18 protein-coding genes are annotated in these 20,806 nt (G+C 73.7%); 10 read left to right on the forward strand and 8 right to left on the reverse strand.

Annotated elements, in window-relative coordinates:
• Window positions 1-95 precede the first annotated feature (95 nt).
• A complete protein-coding gene (locus BOQ63_RS30780; protein ID WP_030282538.1) occupies window positions 96-326 on the forward strand; it encodes a hypothetical protein in 231 nt (76 codons plus the stop codon).
• A 43-nt stretch (window positions 327-369) separates the two neighbouring features.
• Here BOQ63_RS30780 and BOQ63_RS30785 read toward each other — a convergent pair whose 3' ends face one another.
• Together BOQ63_RS30785 and BOQ63_RS30790 are read right to left on the reverse strand one after the other, a co-directional pair.
• Complete coding sequence (locus BOQ63_RS30785) at window positions 370-1,698, reverse strand: MFS transporter (protein WP_046386432.1); 1,329 nt, start codon at window positions 1,696-1,698, stop codon at window positions 370-372.
• A gap of 46 nt (window positions 1,699-1,744) precedes the next feature.
• A complete protein-coding gene (locus BOQ63_RS30790; RefSeq protein ID WP_030549926.1) occupies window positions 1,745-2,404 on the reverse strand; it encodes a hypothetical protein in 660 nt (219 codons plus the stop codon).
• Between the two features lie 47 nt (window positions 2,405-2,451).
• On the opposite strand from BOQ63_RS30790, the gene npdG reads away from it, so the two are divergent.
• Both npdG and BOQ63_RS30800 read left to right on the forward strand, forming a co-directional pair.
• Window positions 2,452-3,144 (forward strand): NADPH-dependent F420 reductase, encoded by a 693-nt coding sequence (gene npdG, locus BOQ63_RS30795; protein ID WP_030282546.1) that lies wholly within the window; start codon window positions 2,452-2,454, stop codon window positions 3,142-3,144.
• Window positions 3,145-3,257: 113 nt separating this feature from the next.
• The gene (locus tag BOQ63_RS30800; RefSeq protein WP_072655296.1) at window positions 3,258-3,440 is read left to right on the forward strand and encodes a hypothetical protein; all 183 of its coding nucleotides are present in this window, start codon (window positions 3,258-3,260) and stop codon (window positions 3,438-3,440) included.
• A 7-nt stretch (window positions 3,441-3,447) separates the two neighbouring features.
• On the opposite strand, the gene BOQ63_RS30805 is transcribed toward BOQ63_RS30800, so the two are convergent.
• Window positions 3,448-4,263: a site-2 protease family protein gene (locus BOQ63_RS30805; RefSeq protein WP_072655297.1), complete on the reverse strand. Its 816-nt coding sequence runs from the start codon at window positions 4,261-4,263 to the stop codon at window positions 3,448-3,450.
• Between the two features lie 218 nt (window positions 4,264-4,481).
• Between BOQ63_RS30805 and BOQ63_RS30810 the strand changes: the two genes are divergently transcribed.
• Window positions 4,482-7,883, forward strand: coding sequence for an AfsR/SARP family transcriptional regulator (locus BOQ63_RS30810; protein WP_072655298.1), 3,402 nt, complete (start codon window positions 4,482-4,484; stop codon window positions 7,881-7,883).
• Between the two features lie 189 nt (window positions 7,884-8,072).
• Here the strand turns inward: BOQ63_RS30810 and BOQ63_RS30815 are convergent, their stop codons facing one another.
• From BOQ63_RS30815 to panB, 3 genes are all read right to left on the reverse strand, one after another.
• Window positions 8,073-8,897, reverse strand: a complete 825-nt coding sequence (locus BOQ63_RS30815; protein WP_030282557.1) for an ABC transporter permease — start codon at window positions 8,895-8,897, stop codon at window positions 8,073-8,075.
• Window positions 8,894-9,919 carry an ATP-binding cassette domain-containing protein gene (locus tag BOQ63_RS30820; protein ID WP_046385708.1) on the reverse strand — a complete coding sequence of 342 codons (1,026 nt, stop codon included), beginning with the start codon at window positions 9,917-9,919 and terminating at the stop codon, window positions 8,894-8,896. Before BOQ63_RS30820 ends, BOQ63_RS30815 begins: the two co-directional genes overlap by 4 nt.
• A gap of 166 nt (window positions 9,920-10,085) precedes the next feature.
• A complete protein-coding gene (panB, locus tag BOQ63_RS30825) occupies window positions 10,086-10,955 on the reverse strand; it encodes a 3-methyl-2-oxobutanoate hydroxymethyltransferase (RefSeq protein WP_030282559.1) in 870 nt (289 codons plus the stop codon).
• A gap of 278 nt (window positions 10,956-11,233) precedes the next feature.
• On the opposite strand from panB, the gene BOQ63_RS30830 reads away from it, so the two are divergent.
• From BOQ63_RS30830 to BOQ63_RS30845, 4 genes are all read left to right on the forward strand, one after another.
• Window positions 11,234-12,853 carry a DHA2 family efflux MFS transporter permease subunit gene (locus BOQ63_RS30830; RefSeq protein ID WP_030282560.1) on the forward strand — a complete coding sequence of 540 codons (1,620 nt, stop codon included), beginning with the start codon at window positions 11,234-11,236 and terminating at the stop codon, window positions 12,851-12,853.
• A 222-nt stretch (window positions 12,854-13,075) separates the two neighbouring features.
• Window positions 13,076-13,705: a TetR/AcrR family transcriptional regulator gene (locus BOQ63_RS30835; RefSeq protein ID WP_072655299.1), complete on the forward strand. Its 630-nt coding sequence runs from the start codon at window positions 13,076-13,078 to the stop codon at window positions 13,703-13,705.
• 225 nt (window positions 13,706-13,930) lie between these two features.
• Window positions 13,931-14,974: an endonuclease/exonuclease/phosphatase family protein gene (locus BOQ63_RS30840; RefSeq protein ID WP_030549933.1), complete on the forward strand. Its 1,044-nt coding sequence runs from the start codon at window positions 13,931-13,933 to the stop codon at window positions 14,972-14,974.
• Window positions 14,975-15,177: 203 nt separating this feature from the next.
• On the forward strand, window positions 15,178-15,441 hold the full coding sequence (locus tag BOQ63_RS30845; protein WP_223886083.1) for a DUF6059 family protein: 264 nt from the start codon (window positions 15,178-15,180) through the stop codon (window positions 15,439-15,441).
• 36 nt (window positions 15,442-15,477) lie between these two features.
• On the opposite strand, the gene BOQ63_RS30850 is transcribed toward BOQ63_RS30845, so the two are convergent.
• Window positions 15,478-16,800, reverse strand: coding sequence for a cation:proton antiporter (locus BOQ63_RS30850; protein ID WP_030282566.1), 1,323 nt, complete (start codon window positions 16,798-16,800; stop codon window positions 15,478-15,480).
• On the reverse strand, window positions 16,797-18,041 hold the full coding sequence (locus BOQ63_RS30855; protein ID WP_150476185.1) for an FAD-dependent monooxygenase: 1,245 nt from the start codon (window positions 18,039-18,041) through the stop codon (window positions 16,797-16,799). The genes BOQ63_RS30850 and BOQ63_RS30855 overlap by 4 nt, the downstream gene beginning before the upstream one ends.
• 282 nt (window positions 18,042-18,323) lie before the next feature.
• On the opposite strand from BOQ63_RS30855, the gene BOQ63_RS30860 reads away from it, so the two are divergent.
• Both BOQ63_RS30860 and BOQ63_RS30865 read left to right on the forward strand, forming a co-directional pair.
• Window positions 18,324-19,604, forward strand: a complete 1,281-nt coding sequence (locus tag BOQ63_RS30860) for a beta-ketoacyl-[acyl-carrier-protein] synthase family protein (RefSeq protein WP_078867236.1) — start codon at window positions 18,324-18,326, stop codon at window positions 19,602-19,604.
• The gene (locus BOQ63_RS30865; protein ID WP_150476186.1) at window positions 19,601-20,806 is read left to right on the forward strand and encodes a ketosynthase chain-length factor; all 1,206 of its coding nucleotides are present in this window, start codon (window positions 19,601-19,603) and stop codon (window positions 20,804-20,806) included. The genes BOQ63_RS30860 and BOQ63_RS30865 overlap by 4 nt, the downstream gene beginning before the upstream one ends.

Genomic DNA, 20,806 nt, shown 5'->3' on the forward strand with positions numbered 1-20,806 from the left:
CTAGCCGCCGGTTCCCGTCGTCCCCGGGTGGTGTGCGGATCGGCCCTGCCCGGGGAATGATCGGTACCGACCCCAACTCTGGACGGGAGAGCGCCATGCCCCTCGGATTCCACCGCAAGCCGACCGGCCGGCCCGGTGAGTGGTTCTACTGCATCAAGCACGGCAAGGTCGAGGAGGGCCCGGAGTGCCCCGCCAAGGACCGCCTCGGCCCCTACGCCACCCCCGACGAGGCCGCCCACGCCCTCGAGACCGCGGACGAACGCAACCGCGAGTGGCAGAACGACCCCCGCTGGACCGACCAGCCGAAGGACGAGGGGGACGAGTAGCGCCATGACCGTGCGCCGCAGTGAGTGAGACCGCTCGGTCCGGTCACGCCGCGGCGGGTGCCTCCTGTTGGGCGCGTTCGTGGGCGGCGCGGACGGCTGCGGTGTGGGGGTCGGTGCGGTCGTCGTGGGCGAGGAGTCTGGGGAGGGCGGCGGCGACGGTGAGGACGGCGGCGACGCAGGCCAGCCCGCCGGTCCAGACGGCGGCGCGGACTCCGATCAGGCCGGCCATGGTGCCGGCCCGGACCTGGCCGAGCTGGGGGCCGACGGAGTAGCTGAGCAGCTCGACCCCGGCCATCCGGCCGCGGACCTCGTCCGGGATGGACTGGTTCCACATGGTGGAGCGGGCGATCCCGCTGACCTGGTCCGCGCCGCCGGCCAGGGCGAGGCCGAGCAGCACCACCCAGACGTTCCCGGCCAGCCCGGCCAGCGTCATGGCCGCGCCCCAGCCGACCGCGGCCACCACCAGCAGCCGGCCGTGCCGGTGGACCCGGGACGTCCAGCCGCTGGTCGCGCCGACCAGCAGGCCGCCGACCGCGGAGGCCGCGTACATCGGGCCGAGCGCCCAGTTCGCGCCCAACTCCGAGGCCAGGAACGGGAAGACGGCCACCGGGAAGGCGAACAGCATGGCGCAGGTGTCGATCGCGTAGGTGCCGAGCAGGTCCTTGCGGCTCCACGCGTACCGTACGCCGGTGAGCACCGCCCGTACGGACGGGCGCTCGGCGCCGGTGGGCGGCGGCACGGCCCTGATCCGGGCCAGCAGCAGCAGCGAGACGACGAAGGTCAGCACGTCCAGCGCGTACGCGGTCTGCACCCCGGAGAAGGCCACCACGACACCGGCCAGCGCCGGCCCGGCCACCGAAGCGACGTTGTGGTAGAGGGACTTGAGGGCGAAGGCGGCCGTCAGGTGCTGGTGCGCGACGATCCGCGGCAGCAGTGAGTCCAGGGCCGGGCGCTGGAGGCCGTCGCAGGCCGCGACCAGCGCGGCCACCAGGTAGAGCGGCCAGAGCACCGGGCGCGGCAGCAGGGCGTTGAGCAGCAGCAGCCCGGCGAGCAGGCCGAGCGCGGCCTCGGAGCGCAGCACCAGCTTGCGGCGGTCCAGGGCGTCGGCGAGGGCGCCGCCCCAGAGGCCGAAGACGATCAGGGGAACGAGTTCGACGGCGCCGATCAGGCCGACCGCGAAGGAGGAGTCGGTGAGCTCCTTGATCTGCATCGGCAGGGCGACGTACGTCAGGAAGCTGCCGAAGCTGGTGACGCAGCCGCTGGTCCACAGGTAGCGGAAGTCGCGGGAGGCGCGCCAGGGGGCAAGGTCGGGCGCCAGCGAGCGCAGCAGCGCGCGTGGTCGACCGGTATGCGCTGGTTCGTCGTCGTTCACGGAGCACCATCCTGGGACGGCTGCTCGACTCCCCGCAAAGGGTTTTTCACCAGCGGCTGAGCGAGGGCGCCGAGGCGAGCCGGCCGGCGAGCTCGGCCAGCCGGCCCAGGGCCGAGCGGCGGCCGACCGGCTGCCCTGCGGCGGCGCTGACCAGGTGCTGGGCGAGGTCGAAGGGCTCCTCGGCGGCGGTGCCGACGGTGAGGCGCTCGTGCGCGAGGCCGGCGAGATCCGCGAGGCCGGCGAGATCGGCGGGGTCGGTGGGGCCGGCGAGGTCACCGTCGGTCGAGGGGGCGACGGGGCCGGCGCCGTCCAGGGCGAGCACGGTCGCGCCGTGCCGGCGGGCGTCCTGCACCCGCTCCAGCAGCGGGGCACCCACCGCCGCCGGGGCCACCACCAGCACGGTGGCGCCGCGCCCGGCCTCGGTGAGCCGTCGCAGGTCGTGCGCCAGATGGGTCGGGGCGGTGGCGGGCGGGCGGTGCCGCAGCAGGGTGGGGGCCAGCCGGGGGACGGCCGACCAGGCGGCCTCGTCCTCCAGGTGGGCGGCCAGGTGCCAGGGCTCGTACGCCTCGGTGCCGACCAGCAGCAGCTCGCCCGCCCCGCGCCGTTCCACCGAGCGCCGCAGCGAACCGGCGAAGCCGCCGACCGCCTCCAGCCAGCCGGTGCCCGCGAGGCGCTCCCGGAGTGCCGAAACTCTCACAGCGTCCATGCGGGCCAGGATGTCGCGCACGGCCTTCGGTTTGGGAAGATCGGCCCATGACTTCCCTCGATTCAGCGACAAACCCGGCCCATGAGCTGCCGGACGTCTCGCAGTTGGTGGTCGGCGTCCTCGGCGGCACCGGCGACCAGGGGCGCGGACTGGCCCTGCGGCTGGCCAAGGCCGGCCAGCAGGTGATCATCGGCTCCCGCGACGGCGCCCGGGCCGAGGCCTCGGCCGCCGAGCTGGGCGTCGGCGTGCGCGGTGCCGACAACGCCACCGTCGCCCGGGAGAGCGACGTGGTGATCGTCGCGGTGCCGTGGGAGGGCCACGCCGCCACCCTGACCGCGCTGCGCGAGGAACTGGCCGGAAAGATCGTCGTCGACTGCGTCAACCCGCTCGGCTTCGACAAGCAGGGCGCGTACGCGCTGAAGCCGGAGGAGGGCAGCGCCGCCCAGCAGGCCGCCGCCCTGCTGCCGGACTCCCGGGTCACCGCCGCCTTCCACCACCTCTCGGCGGTGCTGCTCCAGGACGAGTCGGTGGAGCGGATCGACACCGACGTCATGGTGCTGGGCGACGACCGGGCCGCCACCGACGTGGTGCGGGCGCTGGCCGGCCTGATCCCCGGCATGCGCGGCATCTACTCCGGCCGGCTCCGCAACGCCCACCAGGTGGAGGCCCTGGTGGCCAACCTGATCTCGGTCAACCGCCGTTACAAGGCCCACGCGGGCCTGCGGATCACCGACGTGTGACCCGGGAGCGCCGCGCCGACCTCACCCCTGGAACCCCTCCCGAGGTGAGGTCGGCGACAATGGGGGGCGGCCGTCACCCGGCCGTCCGTACCCGGTCCTAGGAGCCCCGCGCCATGCCTCGCACGTCCCTCTTCGCCCTGCTCGTCGTCGCCCTCGCGCTGGCGGCCGCCGTGGTCTCGGTGGTCCAGGGCTTCTGGCTCGGGCTGATCTGGCTGCCGCTGGCCGGGGTGGCCAGCAACGTGCTGTGGATGAACCGGCGCCGGGCGAAGCTGGCGGAGGCGGCCGAGCGGGCCTAGTTCCTGCCTAGTTCTTCCAGAAGCTGAACAGGTACCGGCCGACCGTCGCGTAGTCGGTGTCCACGCCGAACAGGCCCATCAGGTCGTGGACGATCCCGAAGAAGAACGAGTTCACCTCGGGCTGCCACAGCAGCGCGAACACCGCGAGCATGCCGTACGGCGCGAACGGCTCGACCGAGCGCCGGGTCTTGGCGGAGAGCCAGGGCTCGATGATCCCGTAGCCGTCCAGGCCGGGCACCGGCAGCAGGTTCAGCAGGGCCGCGCTGAGCTGGAGCAGGCCGAGGAAGCCGAGGGCGCAGGCGAACGGCGAGACGTTCAGCTCGTAGCCGTACCAGGTGGCGTGCACGTCGGAGCCGTCCAGCCAGCCGGCGCCGACCGGGATCAGCAGCGCCGCGGCGAACACCAGGTTCACCAGGGGCCCGGCCGCCGAGATCAGGCTGTGCTTGAGCCGGCCCTGGATCCGGTGGCGCTCGATCCACACCGAGCCGCCGGGCAGGCCGATGCCGCCGAGGATCACGAAGACGATCGGCAGTACGAAGCTGAGCAGCACGTTGGTGTACTTCAGCGGGTTGAGCGTGAGGTACCCCTTGGCGCCGACGGTGATGTCACCGCCGTGCAGCGCGGTGCGCGCATGGGCGTACTCGTGCAGGCAGAGGGAGACCATCCAGCCCGACACCACGAACAAAAACACCCCGAACCGGGCGTTGCCGTAGCCCGAGTACACCGCCCAGGCGGAGGTGCCGAGGGTGGCGAGGAGCACCCAGAACACCGGGCTGATCCGGCGGTCCTCGCTGCGGGAGCGCGGCGTGGCGGCGAAGGTCATCTGTGGGTGCTCCGGGTGCAGAGGGAGGTGGCGGGTACGGGCTGGGGTCGATCATGCCGGGCGGGCCGGTGACCGGACAAGCCGCTCAGGGTGAACGTCCGAGGGGCGCCGCCCGGTTCCGTCGGGCGCGCGGGCGGGGTGCCCGCCGGAACAGCGGGCGAAGTGGCCGCCGGAACAATTGTGCGCCCGGACTCCGGGCGATCGACCAGAATGGACCGGTGCACTACGGCATCCTCGGCACCACCACGGCCCACCACGACGACGGCACGCCGGTCCCGCTCGGCGGTGCCCGGCTGCGGGCGCTGCTCACCGCGCTCGCCCTGCGGCAGGGCCGGCCCGTCCCAGCCGACCTGCTGGTGGACGAGGTGTGGGAGGCCGAGCCGCCGCAGGACTCCTCCGCCGCGCTGCAGACCCTGGTCGGCCGGTTGCGCCGCACCATCGGCCGGGAGCGTATCGGCTCCGGACCGGCCGGGTACTGGCTGACCGGCCCGGCCACCGACCTCGCCGACTTCCAGCGGCTGAGCACCGAGGGCCGCCGTGCCCTCGACACCGGCGACCACGCGCTGGCCGCCGAACGGCTGCGCGCCGCGCTGGCGCTGTGGCGCGGTCCCGCCCTGGCGGACCTGCCCGACCGGGCGGGCCCGGCCGCCCGGCTGGAGGCTCAGCGGGACGAGGTGCGCCGCCACCGGATCACCGCCGATCTCGGACTCGGCCGGGCCGCCGAACTGGTAGCCGAACTCGCCGAGTTGTGCGAACGGCAGCCGCTGGACGAGCCCTTGCAGCTGCTGATGCTGCGGGCCCTGCACGAGAGCGGCCGCACCGCCGAGGCGCTGCGCCACTACGAGCGCACCAGGCGCGCCCTGGCGGACGAGCTCGGCACCGACCCCGGCCGCCAACTCCAGGTGTTCCACGCCGAGTTGCTCAAGTCCACGGAACCGGAACCGGGACCGGGACCGGGACCGGAACCGAAACCCGGGCCGCAGCCGCAGCGCAAGCCCGAGCCACCGGCGCTCCCGGCCGCCCCCGCGCCCCAGCTCCCGCGCGCCGCGGGCAACCTGCGCGGCCGGCTGACCAGCTTCGTCGGCCGGGAGGGCGACCTCGCCGCCCTGCGCCGCCTCCTGACGGCGGATCGCCGACTGGTCACCCTGACCGGCCCGGGCGGCTCCGGCAAGACCCGGCTGTCGGTCGAGGCCGGCCGCGCCGAGCAGTCCGCCGGGCACTGGCCGGACGGCGTCTGGGTGGCCGAACTCGCCCCACTGGAGAGCCCGGAGGCCGTCCCCGCCGCGGTGGTCTCCGCCCTGGGCCTGCGCGAGATCGTGCTGCACAGCAGCAGCGTGGTCGCCGAGGTGATCGAGAAGCGCGCCGAGGATCCGGTGCGCCGACTGGTCGAGTACTGCGGCCACCGCCGGATGCTGCTCGTCCTGGACAACTGCGAGCACCTGATCCAGGCCGCCGCCGACCTCGTCGACACCCTGCTCGCCGAGTGCCCCGGACTGACCGTGCTCGCCACCAGCCGCGAACCGCTCGGCGTGCCCGGCGAGACGGTGTTGCCGGTCGAGCCGCTGCCCGACCCGGTGGCCCTGCGGCTGTTCACCGAGCGCGCCGCCGCCGCCCGTCCCGGCTTCGACCCGCGGAGCGACCCGCAGGCCTGTGCCGAGATCTGCCGCCGCCTGGACGGCCTGCCGCTGGCCATCGAACTGGCCGCCGCCCGGCTGCGGGTGATGACGGCCCGCCAGATCGCCGACCGCCTGGACGGCCGGTTCGCGCTGCTCACCGCCGGCAGCCGCACCCTGCTGCCGCGCCAGCAGACCCTGCGCGCGGTGGTCGACTGGAGCTGGGACCTGCTGGGCAAGCGGGAGCGGGCGGTGCTGCGCCGGCTCTCGGTGTTCGCGGGCGGCTGGCAGCTGGAGGACGCCGAGGCGGTCTGCGCCGACGGCACCGAGGTGGTCGGCCGGGAGGTCGCCGACCTGCTGCTCTCCCTGGTCGACAAGTCCCTGCTGGTGGCCGACCTGGCCGACGACGGCGGCCAGCCGCGCTACCGGATGCTGGAGACCATCCACGAGTACGCCACCGAGCGCCTCGCCGAGTCCGCCGCCGAGCGCGACGCCACCGGGGCCCGCCACCTGGCGCACTTCCGCGCGTTGGTCGCCACCGCCGACCTGAACATCCACGGCCCGCAGCAACTGCACTGGCTGGCCGTGCTGGAGCGGGAGCAGGACAACATCCGGGCCGCGCTGCGCCGCGCGATCGACCTCGCCGACGAGGAACAGGCGCTGGTCCTCGGCCTCGGGATGGGCTGGTACTGGTCGCTGCGCGGCTACAGCATGGAGGCCCGCGGCTGGTACAGCGCGATCGCCGGGCTCGGCCCGGACCCGTTCCGCCCGGACGCCCCGCCGCCGGTGCCGCTGGAGCGCAACGTGCTGGCGTACGGCGTGCCGATGCCCGAGGGGGTGGTCGAGGAGGCCCGCCGGCTGCTCGCGGTATTCGGGCTGATCGGGCTGTTCGAGGGGAACCTGGACGTGCTCGGCAACCCTGAGGCGGTCGAGACCGCCGGGCGGCTGCTGGACGTCTACACCGGGGACCTGCCGCAGTCCTACCGGTTCCCTGCGCTGATGCGGGTGTTCAGCGCCTTCCTGGCCGGCCGCCTGGAGCTGATGAAGGACCTGATGGACGATGCCGTCCGCGGCTGCGAGCGGTACGGCGACGCGAACGACCTGGCGTTCGCCCTGCAGGTCCGGGCCAGGATGCTGAACGACTGGCCGGAGGGCGAGGAGCAGAGCCTGCGGGACGGCCGGCGCTCCCTGGAGCTGTTCGAGCAGGCCGGCGACCTCTGGGGGGCGTCCCAGGCGCTGTCGGCCTGGGGCGAGTCGCTGGCCAACCGGGGCGACACCGAGGGCGCCGCCGCCGCGTACGAGCGGGCGATCGGACTGGCCGAGGAACTGGGCGCGCCGCACGAGGTGCCGATGCTGAAGGTGAACCTGGGCAGCGTCCTGCTGGAGCGGGACATGGAACGCGGTGAGCGGATCGTCCGGGAGGCGCTGGCGGGCATCGACTCCCCGGCGCTGAACCAGTCCACCACCGGCGCCGTGCTGATCGGCTACCTGACGCTCGCCGGCCTCCAGGCCCACCGCGGCGAGTACCAGGAGGCCCTGGCCGCGCTGGACGAGCTCGACCTGATCACCGATGGCGGGTTCGTACCGGGCATCGTGAGCGGGCTGCTGCTCAGCACCCGCGGCTGGGTGACGGCCCGGTCCGGTGAGCCCGAGCTGGGCCTCGCCCAGATGCGGGAGGGCCGACGCCGGCTGCTGGAGATGACGGCCGCGAGCGGTTTCGCCGAGCAGATGACGGTCATGGTGGTGCCCGCCGCGGTCGGGGTGCTGCGCGCCTTCGCGGAGCGGTACGGCGACCTGGAGCGCGCCCGGCAGGCGGTGGTGCTGCTCGGGGCGCACAAGGGGCTGAACGGCCCGAAGGGCGGCTACCTGGAACGGGTGGAGCGCGAGCGGTCGGCCGCCGCGCTGCGGGAGCTGCTGGGGGAGGAGGCCTTCGAGGCGGCCCACGCGGTGGGCGCGGAGATGACCCAGGAGCAGACCCAGGCGGCGCTGTCGGAGTTGCTCGACTGACTACCGGGTACGGCTGCGCCCGCCGGTACGCCCGCGCCCGCGAGCAGGGCTGTTCCCGCCGGTACGGCCGCGCCCGCGGCTACGGCTGCGGGCCGGTCGGCCGGTGCCCGTCCCCTGGTCACCGCCCGCCCGGCCCGCCCACCGGCCGACGTCCTGTCCCTGGCCGTCGGCCCCCCAACCCCGGCTCGCTCAGGTCCGCTTGCGGAAGCGGGCCACCGCGAGCGGGGCGAAGATCGCGGTCGAGACGGCGGACCAGATCAGCACGACCATCACCGGATGGGCCACCGCGCCCTCGCCGTTGAGCAGCGCGCGGGAGGCGTCGGCCAGCTGGGACAGCGGGTTCACCTCGGTGAAGGTCTGCAGCCAGCCGGGCATGGTGTCGGTCGGCGCGAAGATCGAGCTGCCGAACTGCATCGGCATCAGGACCAGCATGGAGACGCCCTGGACCGCCTGGGGGCTGCGCAGCGCCATGCCCAGCAGCATCGAGATCCAGACGATCGACATGCCGAACACCAGTGACAGGCCGACCGTGGCCAGCACTTCCAGTACGCCGGTCTTCACCTCGAAGCCGAGGACGAACGCGAAGCCCAGCAGGATCGCGGAGGAGAGCAGCGCCCGCAGGGACTCCGCCGCGAGCTTGGACAGCAGCACGGAGGCGCGTCCGATCGGCAGGGTGCGGAAACGGTCCATCACCCCGGTCTGGAAGTCGCTGTTCAGGCCGGTGCCGACGGCCAGCGCCAGCGTCATGCCGGTCTGTCCGAGCAGGCCGGGGATCAGCCGCTGGATGTAACTGTCCTGGCCGCCCGCGATCGCGCCGCCGAAGACGTAGACGAACAGCAGGGTGAAGACGATCGGCATCAGCACGGCGTCGAACATCGACTCCGGGTCGGCCTTGATCCGCATCAGGTTGCGGCGGGTCAGCGCGCCGATGTGGCGCAGGGTTCCGGCCGCGCCGATCCGGGTGTCGTCGGCCCCGGTGCCGGCGCGGGCGGGGGTGAGCGTGGCGGTGGTCATGCGACGGGCTCCTTGACGAGGGCGGCGGCGGGCGCGGTGGCCGGGCCGGCGGTGGGCTTGCCGGTGATGGCGAGGAAGACCTCGTCCAGGCTGGGCACCTTGGTGTCGATGCCGGCGATGGCGAAGCCGCGTCCGCCGAGCACCCCGATCACGGCGGTGAGCTGCTCCTCGCCGGCGAGCGGCACCGCGAGCAGGCCGTCGTCGGGGGAGACGGTGGCGGAGGTGATCCCGCTCTCGTGCAGGCAGCGGGCCATCTCCGGCAGTTCGGCCGGGTGGGCCGGGCGGACCTGGAGGATCTGGCCGCCGACCCTGGCCTTGAGCTCGGCGACGCCGCCGTTGGCGATGACCTTGCCCCGGTCGATGACGGTCAGCTCGTCGGCGAGCTGCTCGGCCTCCTCCATGTACTGGGTGGTCAGCAGCACGGTGCTGCCCTCGGAGACCATCCGCTGCACCTCGTCCCAGACCTCGTTGCGGGTGCGCGGGTCCAGGCCGGTGGTGGGCTCGTCCAGGTAGAGCACCCGGGGGCGGCCCATCATGCTGGCGGCCAGGTCGAGGCGGCGGCGCATGCCGCCGGAGTAGGTCTTGGCGGTCCGCTTGGCGGCCTCGGTGAGCGAGAAGCGCTCCAGCAGCTCGGCGGCGCGGGCCTTGGAGTCGCGGCTGGAGAGGTCGAGCAGCCGGCCGATCAGGTAGAGGTTCTCGTAGCCGGACAGCAGCTCGTCCACGGACGCGTACTGGCCGGTCAGGCCGATGGTGCGGCGCAGCTGCTTGGGCTGGCGCACGACGTCGTAGCCGCCGACGAACGCGCTGCCGGCGTCCGGCTTGATCAGCGTGGAGAGGACGCGGACCAGCGTGGTCTTGCCGGCGCCGTTGGGGCCGAGCAGGGCGAGGACGGTTCCTTCGCGGACGGTGAGGTCGACGCCGTCGAGGGCCTTGGTCGAGCCGAAGTGCTTGACGATGCCGTGCACCTCGACGGCGTTCCCGGCTGTTCCCCGCGTGTTCGGGGCGGTGGCGATTCCTGTCATGCCTCCAGGTTGTCCGCCCCGCCTGTCACCCCCCTGTCGCGCGCCCGCCACCGCTGTCAGGCCGCTGTCACCGACCGTCCGGGCATGACAGCGGCCCCACTCCGACCAGGGAGCGGGGCCGTTGTTCGCGCACTCGCCGCCGGGTGTTGACCCGGCGCGGGGTCCGTCAGTGGAAGCTGTGCTCCTCGGCCGGGAAGGCGCCGGTGCGGACGTCGGCGGCGAACTCGCGGGCGGCTTCGCCGAGGACGCCGCGCAGGTCGGCGTACTTCTTGACGAACTTGGGCACCCGGCCCGCCGTCATGCCGGCCATGTCGGTCCAGACCAGCACCTGGGCGTCGGTCTCCGGGCCGCCGCCGATGCCGACGGTCGGGATCGCCAGCTGCTTGGTGACCTGGGCGGCCAGCTCGGCCGGGACGGCCTCCAGCACCACCGAGAAGGCGCCGGCCTGCTGCACGGCCTTGGCGTCGCGCAGCAGCTGGTGGGCCGCCTCGTCGCCGCGGCCCTGGACCGGGTAGCCGCCGAAGGCGTGCACCGACTGCGGGGTGAGGCCGATGTGGGCCATCACCGGGATGCCGGCCTCGACCAGCAGCTCGATCGAACGGGCGCTGCGCTCCCCGCCCTCCAGCTTGACCGCGCCGACCCCGGCCTCCTTCATCAGCCGGGCCGCGTTGTGCATGGCCTGCGCGGGCGACTCCTGGTAGGAGCCGAAGGGCAGGTCGGCGACGATCATGGCGCGCTGGGTGCCGCGGACGACGGCGGCGGAGAGCATCACCATCTGATCCATGGTCACCGGCACGGTGGTCTCGTAGCCGAGGTGGCAGTTGCCGGCCGAGTCGCCGACCAGCAGGACGGGGATCCCGGCCTCGTCGAACACCCCTGCGGTGAGGGCGTCGTAGGCGGTGAGCATGGCCCACTTCTCACCGCGCTGCTTGGCGGCGGCGAGGTCGCGGACGGTGACGCGGCGGTTGGTGACCCCGCCGTAGAGGGTGGCGTTCGCCGGCTGGTTCTGGGCAGGCGAAGGCGAAGAAGCGTTCATCGAACGGACTCCTGAAGGGTTGTCGTCTCGTGGCGCCGTACGGCGTCCCCGGATCACCTCCATGCTTGCACGCCCCGGCGTGAGCGCAAAGAGGGGTGCCGTCGGCGCAGTGCGATCCACGCCACACCGGCCCCTGTGCGCCACCGGGGCTTTGCCGCTTTTTTATGAAACGGACTCGTCTCGTATCGTATTGCGCGCTACTCTGTTCCGGGGGGTTACGAGACGTCCGCGACTCGCAAATGCCCGCCAGTGCCACGCCAACACGGACGGGAAGACCAATGACCACCGCAGCCGCGCCACGCCGTGTGCCGGAAGCCATCCACCGCCGACGCTGGGCGATCCTGTGCACCCTGGTGCTCGCCCTGCTCGTCGTCGTGCTCGACAACTCGATCCTCAACGTCGCGATGAAGACCATCGCGACCCCCGCCCCGGTCGGACTGGGCGCCACCCAGAGCGACCTGGAGTGGTCGATCAACTCCTACACCCTGGTGTTCGCCGGGCTGCTCTTCACCTCGGGCCTGCTCGGCGACCGCTTCGGCCGCAAGCTCGCCCTGCTGACCGGCATGGTGGTCTTCGGCGTAGCCTCGCTGCTGTCCTCGATGTCCGGCTCGCCCGGTGAACTCATCGGTTACCGCGGGCTGATGGGCGTCGGCGCCGCGCTCGCGATGCCCGCCACCCTGGCGATCATCATGAACGTCTTCGAGCGCGAGGAGCAGCCCAAGGCGATCGGCATCTGGGCCGGCGCGGTCGGCCTGGCCATCGCCATCGGCCCGATCACCGGCGGCGTGCTGATCGAGCACTTCTGGTGGGGCTCGGTCTTCCTGATCAACGTCCCGATCGTGATCGTCGCGGTGATCGCGATGGCGATCCTGGTGCCCGAGTCCAAGGACCCCGACCCGGGCGCACTCGACCCGGTCGGCGTGCTGCTGTCGATCGTCGGCCTGGTCGCGCTGATCTACGGCATCATCAAGGGCGGCGAGCTGGCCGACTTCACCGCGTTCGCGGCCTGGGGGCCGACCCTGCTCGGCGTGGTCGCGCTGGCCGCGTTCGTCCTCTACGAGCGCCGCATCCCGTTCCCCGCCCTGGACGTCACCTGGTTCCGCAACAAGGTGTTCAGCGCCTCGGTGGTCGTGGTCGGCGTGATCTTCTTCGCGCTGATGGGCGTCTCCTTCTTCGGCGTCTTCTACATCCAGAGCGTGCGCGGCTACAGCGCGCTCCAGGCCGGTCTGCTGATGCTGCCGCTGGCCGTCGCCCAGCTGCTGTTCGCCCCGCGGGCCCGGCTGGTGGTCGAGCGCCTCGGCGTCGCCGCCACCGCCGCCGGCGGCATGGTCCTGGTCGCGCTCGGCTTCGTCGGCTACACCGTGCTGACCGCGACCACGCCGATCTGGGTGCTGATCGTGCTCGGCCTGGTGATGGGTACGGGCATGGCGCACGTCATGCCGCCGGTCACCGTCGCGATCATGGGCTCGCTGCCCCGCGAGAAGGCGGGCGCAGGCTCGGCCGTCAACAACACCTTCCGCCAGGTCGGCGGCTCGCTCGGGGTCGCGGTGCTCGGCGCGGTGCTCTCCACCGTCTACCGCGACGGGATGTCCGACACCCTCACCCACCTGCCCGAGGGGCTGCGCGACAAGGCGGGCGAGTCGCTTGAGGCCACCCTGGCCATCGCCGACCGGCTCCCGAACGGCGCGGGCAAGGCGCTGATCGCCCCGGCGAACGACGCCTTCATCCACGCCATGCACGTGGTGGCCGCGCTCTCGGTCGGCATCTCGCTGGTCGGCGCGCTGGTCGCCTGGTTCCTGCTGCCGCGCCGCGCCGCGGCTCCGGCCGCCGGCCCGGGCGGCCCCGGTGCCCCCGAGCAGCAGGACCGGGCCCGGGAGGCCGCGGCCGCGGAGGCCTGACCCGCACAGAGGTCCGACCCGCACGAGGTCTGACCCGCGCGGAGCCCCGACCCGCGGATCGACCGACCTGCGAGTCGACTGAGCGACAATGGCCCTGCCGACCGGTGCATCCGGTCGGCAGGGCCTCGGCCCGGGGTGGGGGCGACCCCGCCCGTGGACCCGATCGACCGACACACCACGGCGCCCGCGGGCCCGGGACCCAGCGAGGGAGAGACAGCCGGGATGAGGACGGACACGCCGAGCGCCGACACCGGGCAGCCCTGCGCGGCGGTACGCCGCGGCCGGCCCCGCAGCGAGGCCGCCGAGCAGGCCATCTTCACCGCCGTCGAGGACCTCATGGCGGACGGCAACACGCTGTCCGAACTCACCATCGAGGGCATCGCCACCGCCGCCGGCGTCGGCAAGGCCACCATCTACCGGCGCTGGCCCAACAAGGAGGCCCTGCTGGTCGACGTCGTCAGCCGGCTGGAGGAGCCGATCCCGGCCCCCACCGGCGGTGGCGCCCGCGAGGACCTGATCGCGATGGTCGACTACATCCGCCGCCGCGGCCTCGCCAAGCGCACCCGCTGGGTGCTCAAGGCGGCGCTCGGGCAGATGCAGACCCTGCCCGAGCTCTACACCGCCTACCGGGAGCGGGTGATCAGGCCGCGCCGCGAGGTCGGGCTGCACCTGATCCGGCAAGCCGTCGCCGAGGGCGTGATCCGCGACGACCTCGACGTGGAACTGCTCGGCGACCTGCTGATGGGGCCGATCCTCTACCGCAGCATCCTGTCGGAGGACTCCGACCTGGAGGACCCGGAGCTGTCCCGCAAACTGGTCGACTCCGTCCTCGACGGCGTCGCCCCCCGCTAGAAACGGGTCCTCCGAACCCCCGTCGCGCGTCGGAGCGCATGCTTCGTGCCCGACGTGGCCTGGCTCACCAAACCGGGCCACGCCGGAACCCGGTCCCGTAAGCGCGCGTCTGTCCCGGCATAGGCTGAGCCGGGTATCCGATCAAACCGGCACCAGTCCGGCGCCGCGCCCGTACCCACGGACCGGCAGCCGGACCGGCGACGGCACGAGCGACGGGAGCCACGCATGGCGCAGGCGGACAGCACCGAGCGGACCACCGTCCCCGAGGACGCGGGCACGCCCGCCGACCGGACCGGTGGCTTCCTCGGCCTGCGGCACTGGGGCCCGGACGCCCGGGGCGGCAACACCTGGCGGCGCGGACTGGTGATCGCCCTGCTGGCCCTGCTCACCGCGGTGCTGCTGGCCTTCCACGCCGAGATGCCGAACAGCGTCGGCAACCTCGGCAGCCTGCTGGAGACCTTCCTGCCCTGGGTCGGCCTGGCCGTCCCGGTGCTGCTGGTGCCCGCGCTGCTGCGCCGCTCCGCCACCGCGCTGCTCGCCCTGCTGGTTCCCGCCGTGCTGTGGGCCAACCTGTTCGGCGGGCTGGTGTCCGACAAGAGCGGCGGCACCGGCGACTGGACGGTGGTCACCCACAACGTCGAGGCCGGGAACACCGACGTGCCGGGCACCATCCGCGGCCTGGTCGCCTCGGACGCCCAGATCGTCGCGCTCCAGGAACTGGCCGGCAACCAGCTGCGGTCGTACGAGACCGGGCTCGCCGGGGCGTACCCGCACCACACGGTGGAGGGGACGGTCGGACTCTGGTCGAAGTACCCGATCGGCGAGGTCTCCCCGGTGGACCTGAAGATCGGTTGGACCAGGGCCTTCCGGGCCCGGGTCACCACCCCCCAGGGCCCGGTCGCGGTGTACGTCGCGCACCTGCCGTCCGTCCGGCTCAAGGCCGAGAGCGGCTTCACCGCCCACCAGCGGGACGTCAGCGCCCAGGCGCTCGGCGACGCGATCCAGGCCGAGCCGGTGAAGAAGGTCCTGCTGCTCGGCGACCTCAACGGCACCATGAACGACCGCAGCCTGGCACCGGTCACCTCGCAGATGCGCTCGGCCCAGGGCGCGGCCGGGGACGGCTTCGGCTTCAGCTGGCCCGCGGCGTTCCCGATGGCGCGGATCGACCAGATCATGAGCAAGGGCGGGCTGAAGCCGGTGGACTCCCGCACCCTGCCCCGGGACGGCAGCGACCACCTCGCGGTGGCCGCCACCTACCGGTACCAGTGAGGCTCGGGGCCGGTCCGGCGGGAACCCTCGGACACGCCCGACCCTCCTGCGGCGGATCGTCAGCGTGACGGGCACCCGCAGCTCCGACGGCGCCGTGGTCATGCTCCAGCGGTTCCGAGGGTGCCGGGCTGTCCTTCGCCGTGCCCGGCGCCCCTCCCGTACCGCTCGAACCGCGCTTCAGGACCGGTCGCCATGCTCGGCGGATGTGCGAACCGAACGAACGGCTCCTCGATCTGCTGGCCGTGCTCCTGCGCGGACTGGCGGCGCTGGGGCAGATGGCCGGCTACGTGGCCCCGCCGCCGCAGCCCGGGCCGGTCCGGCGGCCCGGCGAGCCGGGCGGCCCTGTCGGGGGCGGGCCACCGTCGGGGCACCCGGAGCGGCTGCGCCCCGACGTTCCGCTCAGCCCGGTCGAGCGGCGGCTGAGTCGGCGGCTGCGCCGGGTCTCCGGGTGGACGGAGCCGCCGTGAGGGGCACGCCCCCCGGAGGTCGTGGCCGGCCCGCCATCAGGAGGTTGTCCGCGAGGCCTGTGCGGCCTCGGGCGCCGGGTCCGGGAGCGTGGCGGATCCGGCGGAGCCCGCCGTGTGGCGCTCCAGGAGCGGCCCCGTCATCAGCGTCGTGACCAGGGCCATCACCACCATGGCGGTGAACATCCGGGTGTCGATCACCCCGAGCCGGTGGCCCACGTTGAGGATGACCAGCTCGGTCAGGCCCCGGGCGTTGAGCAGGATGCCGAGCACCCGCGCCTCGCGCCGGCTCGAGCCGGTGGCCCGGGCGGCGGCGACCGCACCGACGAACTTGCCGGCGCAGGCCGCCACCAGCACCGCCGCCACGACGGCCAGGCCGCGCAGCCCGAGGCCGGTGAGGTCGACGGCGAGGCCGGTCACCGCGAAGAAGGCCGGCAGCAGCAGGAGACCCGCCCGCTCGATCTGCTCCGGGACGTCGGGCGCGATCGCCTCGATCCGGTCCCGGGGCACCGCCGCACCGAACATGAACGCCCCGAACACCGCGTCCAGGCCGATTTCGGCCGTGACCCAGGCGGTGACCAGGGTGCCGGTGACGAGCACCGCGTGGATCCACGGCCGGGGGAGGGGACGGCGCCGGCCGGGGGCGAGCAGCCGGGAGAGGAGCGGGCGGACGACGCCGACCAGCACCAGGACCACCACCGCCGTGTCGAGCGCCAGCCGTCCCAGCGACCAGAGGCCCTTGGCCTCCACCACCGCCACCACCACCGCCAGCGCGCACCAGGCGAGGAAGTCCTGGAAGGCCGCGCAGGCCAATGACAGGCTGCCGAGCGGGTCGTGCTGCATCCGTCGCTCGGCGATGATCCGGGCGAGGACGGGAAAGGCCGTGATGGACATCGCCGCGCCCAGGAACAGGGCCGGGCCGAGCCTCCCGTCGGTGCTCAACTGGGCCTTGTCGAACCAGGGGTAGAGCAGCACCGCGAGCCCCACGCCGAGCGCGAACGGCAGGGCCACCGAGCTGAGCGACACCGCTGTCACCCGGCGCCCGGCGCCGCGCAGGTGGCCGACGTCGAAGCGCAGGCCGACGGTGAACATGAAGAGCACCAGGCCCAGTTGGGACAGCACCCGCAGGTAGGACTGGACCTCCGCCGGGAACAGTGAGGCGTCCAGGTGCCCCGGCAGCAGCCCGAGCAGGCTGGGGCCGAGGGCCACCCCGCCGACGATCTCCCCCATGACGACGGGCTGGCGCACCCGGGCGGCGAGCCGGCCGCAGACGAACGCGCTGGCGAGGACGACGGCGAGGGCGAGGAGCACCCCGCTCGCCGTCGCCGAGTCGCCGGCGGCGATCGCTGCCCCGCCGCTCACCGCCCCGCCCCGGCGAGCAGATCGGCGCGCAGCCGGACGGGCGCGGTGCCGAAGGCGATCCGGCGCAGCACGGCCCCGTACAGCGGGGTCCTGGACACCAGCGCCGCGGCCCGGGGGCGCACCGTGGAGGAGATGCGCCCGGTGGAGAGCATCATGCGGCTCTGGACCTGCTGGATCCGGGTGATCCGTTCCACTTCGGGGCGGCGTTGCCGTTCGTACGGGGCGAGCCGGGCCGCGCCGGCGTCGCCGCCGCGGACGGCCTCGACCAGCACCGGGTGGGCCGCGACGGCGTCGCGGACGGCCAGGTTGATCCCCTGGGCGCCGATCGGGCTGTGGGTGTGGGCGGCATCGCCGATCAGGAGCAGGCCGTCGCGCACCCAGTGCTCGGCGCTGCCGGAGAAGACGTCCAGCAGGGAGACGTCGCCGAAGCCGGTGATCTCCTGGCGGATCAGGTCGGCGTACTCCGGTGCGGCGTCGACGAGTTGGTCGACGATGTGGCCGATGCCGCGGTCGGCCAGCTTGCGGAAGCCGCCGTGCGGGAGGGTCCAGCCGAGCTGGAGCGCCTCGGGCACCGAGCGGTAGCTGAGTACCGGATTGCCGCCGGCCCGGAAGACCCGGACGTCGCACGGGCGTCGGGTGTCCGTGCGCGGCGGTGCGCTCAGCCGGAACCACAGGACGTCCTGGCTGAACAGCTCCTGGCGCCGGTAGCCGATCCCGGCGAGCGAGCGGACCTTGGAGAAGCGGCCGTCCGCGGCGACGACGCAGCGGGCCCGCACCACCCGGTCGGGGGAGTCGCCCGCGCCGCCCGCGACCACACCGCGGACGAAGCCGCCCTCCTCGATCAGGGCGGTGGCCTTGGCGCCCGCGAACTGGCGGAATCCTTCGTGGCGTTCGCAGGCCGCGAGCAGTTCGGTCAGCAGGTGCCGCTGGGGCAGGCTCAGCAGGCAGTTGTACGGCCCGGGCAGGCGCCGGTAGTCGCCGTCGATGAGGACGCGTCCGTGCTCCTCGAGCAGGAAGCGGTCGTGCTCGACGGCGCCGTGCGCCCGGGCCGGGCCGAGCACGCCCAGCTCGTCCAGCAAGGCCTGGCCGCCGGGTTGGAGGATCTCGCCGCGGTAGGCCCGGTCCAGGGAGCGGCTGCGTTCCAGCACGGTGACGCGCAGGCCCGAGCGGACCAGCAGCAGGGCGAGGGTCAGCCCGGCCGGGCCGCCGCCGACCACGCAGATGTCGGTGTCGATGTCCATGCGGCCAGACGCTAGGGGGCGCCCTTCGACGCCGGTTCGCGTCGTCTTCCCGCCGCCGTGGGTGCGGCGCCGCCGCCGTCGTGCGTGCGGCCCTTCCCGCCGCGGCGGGAGGGCGGGGGCCGGAGGCGCGTGGACGGCGGCTCGAAGCCGCCGCGAACGCCTGCCAGGACGATCTGATCCGGCTCAAGTCCCCGCCCGCCCGAGCCCGCGGACGGGGCGCACGGACAGGAGGTCAGGGCATGACGCCGGACACGCACGGGGAGATCGACAGGGGGAGCAGTGGTGGGAGTTGACGACGGCCGCCGGCGCGTGGTGGTCACCGGGATCGGCGTGGTGGCACCGGGCGAGGTGGGCACCAAGGCGTTCTGGGAGCTGCTGACGGCCGGCCGGACCGCGACCCGGACGATCTCGACCTTCGACCCCTCGCCGTTCCGGTCCAGGGTCGCCGCCGAGTGCGACTTCGACCCGCAGGCCGCAGGGTTGACGCAGCGTCAGATCCGTCAATGGGACCGCACCGCGCAGTTCGCGGTGGTCGCCGCGCGCGAGGCGCTGGACGACTCGGGGGTGTCGGGCGTCAACGACCCGATCCGCACCGGGGTGATGGCCGGCACCGCCTGTGGGATGACGATCAGTCTGGACCGCGAGTTCGCCGTGGTGAGCGACGAGGGCCGCAAGCGGCTGGTCGACGACGCGCACGGCGTCCCGTACCTCTACGACTACTTCGTCCCGTCCTCGATGGCCACCGAACTGGCCTGGCTGGTCGAGGCGGAGGGTCCGGTGGGCGTGGTGTCGACCGGATGCACCTCGGGGATCGACGTGATCGCGCACGCCTGCGACCTGATCCGCGACGACGCGGCCGACGTGATGCTGGCCGGCGCCTCGGACGCGGCGATCTCCCCGATCACGGTGGCCTGCTTCGACGCGATCAAGGCGACCACCCCGCGCAACGACGAACCCGAGAGCGCCTCGCGCCCCTTCGACCTGACCCGCAACGGCTTCGCCCTCGGCGAGGGCGCGGCGATGTTCGTGCTGGAGGAGCGGGAGCACGCGATCCGGCGCGGCGCGCACATCTACGCCGAGGTCACCGGCTACGCCGGGCGCTGCAACTCCTACAGCATGACCGGGCTGCGGGTCGACGGGAACGAGATGGCCGAGGCTATCCGGGTCGCGCTCGACCGCAGCCGGATGAACCCCGAGGACGTCGGCTACGTCAACGCGCACGGCTCGGCGACCAAGCAGAACGACCGGCACGAGACCGCCGCGTTCAAGAAGAGCCTGGGCGACCACGCCTACCGGGTGCCGGTCAGCTCGATCAAGTCGATGATCGGACACTCGCTGGGCGCGGTCTGCGCCCTGGAGTTCGCCGCCAGCGCGCTGGCGATCGAGCACTCGGTGGTGCCGCCCACGGCCAACCTGCACGTGCCCGATCCCGAGTGCGACCTCGACTACGTGCCGCTGGTGGCGCGGGAACAGCGGGTGCGCACGGTGCTCAGCGTGGCGAGCGGCTTCGGCGGCTTCCAGAGCGCGATCGTGCTCGCCGAGCCGGAGTGGAGCCGGGGATGACCGACGTCGTGGTGACCGGGATCGGCGTGGTGGCACCGAACGGCTGGGGCGTTGCGGAGTACTGGGACGCCACACTGGCGGGCCGGTCCGGTCTCGGGCCGCTGACCCGCTTCGACTCCACCGGGTACCGGGCGCACGTGGCCGGCGAGGTGAACTTCACGCCGGAGGAACACCTGCCGGGCCGACTGCTGCCGCAGACCGACCACATGACGCGGCTGGCCCTGGTCGCGGCCGAGGAGGCGCTCGCCGACGCGGGGGCGGACCCGACGACGATGCCGGACTTCTCCGCCGGCGTCGTGACGGCCGCCTCGGCCGGCGGCTTCGAGTTCGGCCAGAAGGAACTCCAGGCGCTGTGGAGCAAGGGCCCGGCCTACGTCAGCGCCTACCAGTCCTTCGCGTGGTTCTACCCGGTCAACACCGGGCAGATCTCGATCCGGCACGGCATGCGCGGCCCCGGTTCGGCCCTGGTGGCCGAGCAGGCGGGCGGCCTGGACGCGCTGGCCAAGGCCCGCCGGCACGTGCGCGAGGGCACCGCGCTGATGCTGGCCGGCGCGGTGGACGGCTCGCTCTGCCCCTGGTCGTGGCTCTGCCTCAGCCGCAGCGGCACGGTCAGCCCCCGGCGGGACCCGCAGCGGGCCTTCCTGCCCTTCGACGCCGACGCCTCCGGCGGGGTGCCGGGCGAGGGCGGCGCACTGCTCGTGCTGGAGACCCCGGACGGCGCCGCCGAGCGCGGGCAGCACCGCCACTACGGGCGGATCGCCGGCTACGCGGCCACCTTCGACCCCCGACCCGGCTCCGGGCGCCCGCCCGGGCTGCGCCGGGCGATCGACACGGCGCTCGCCGACGCCGGGATCGGCCCCTCCGACGTCGACGTGGTCTTCGCCGACGCCAGCGGCGTGGCCGAGCAGGACCGCGCCGAGGCCGAGGTGCTGGGCGCGGTGTTCGGCCCGCGCGGGGTGCCGGTGACGGCGCCCAAGACGATGACCGGCCGGCTGCTGGCCGGTGGCGCCCCGCTGGACGTCGCGGCCGCGCTGCTCTCCCTGCGGGACGGGGTGATCCCGCCGTCCGTGCACATCGGCCAGCCGGCCCACCCGGACCTCGACCTGGTGCGGGACCGGCCGAGGCCGGCCCGGCTGGGCAGCGCGCTGGTCCTCGCCCGCGGCCACGGCGGCTTCAACAGCGCTCTCGTACTGACCAGTTGA

The sequence above is a fragment of the Streptomyces viridifaciens genome, from assembly GCF_001888885.2.
In the GTDB taxonomy this organism is placed as follows: Bacteria; Actinomycetota; Actinomycetes; order Streptomycetales; family Streptomycetaceae; genus Kitasatospora; species Kitasatospora aureofaciens.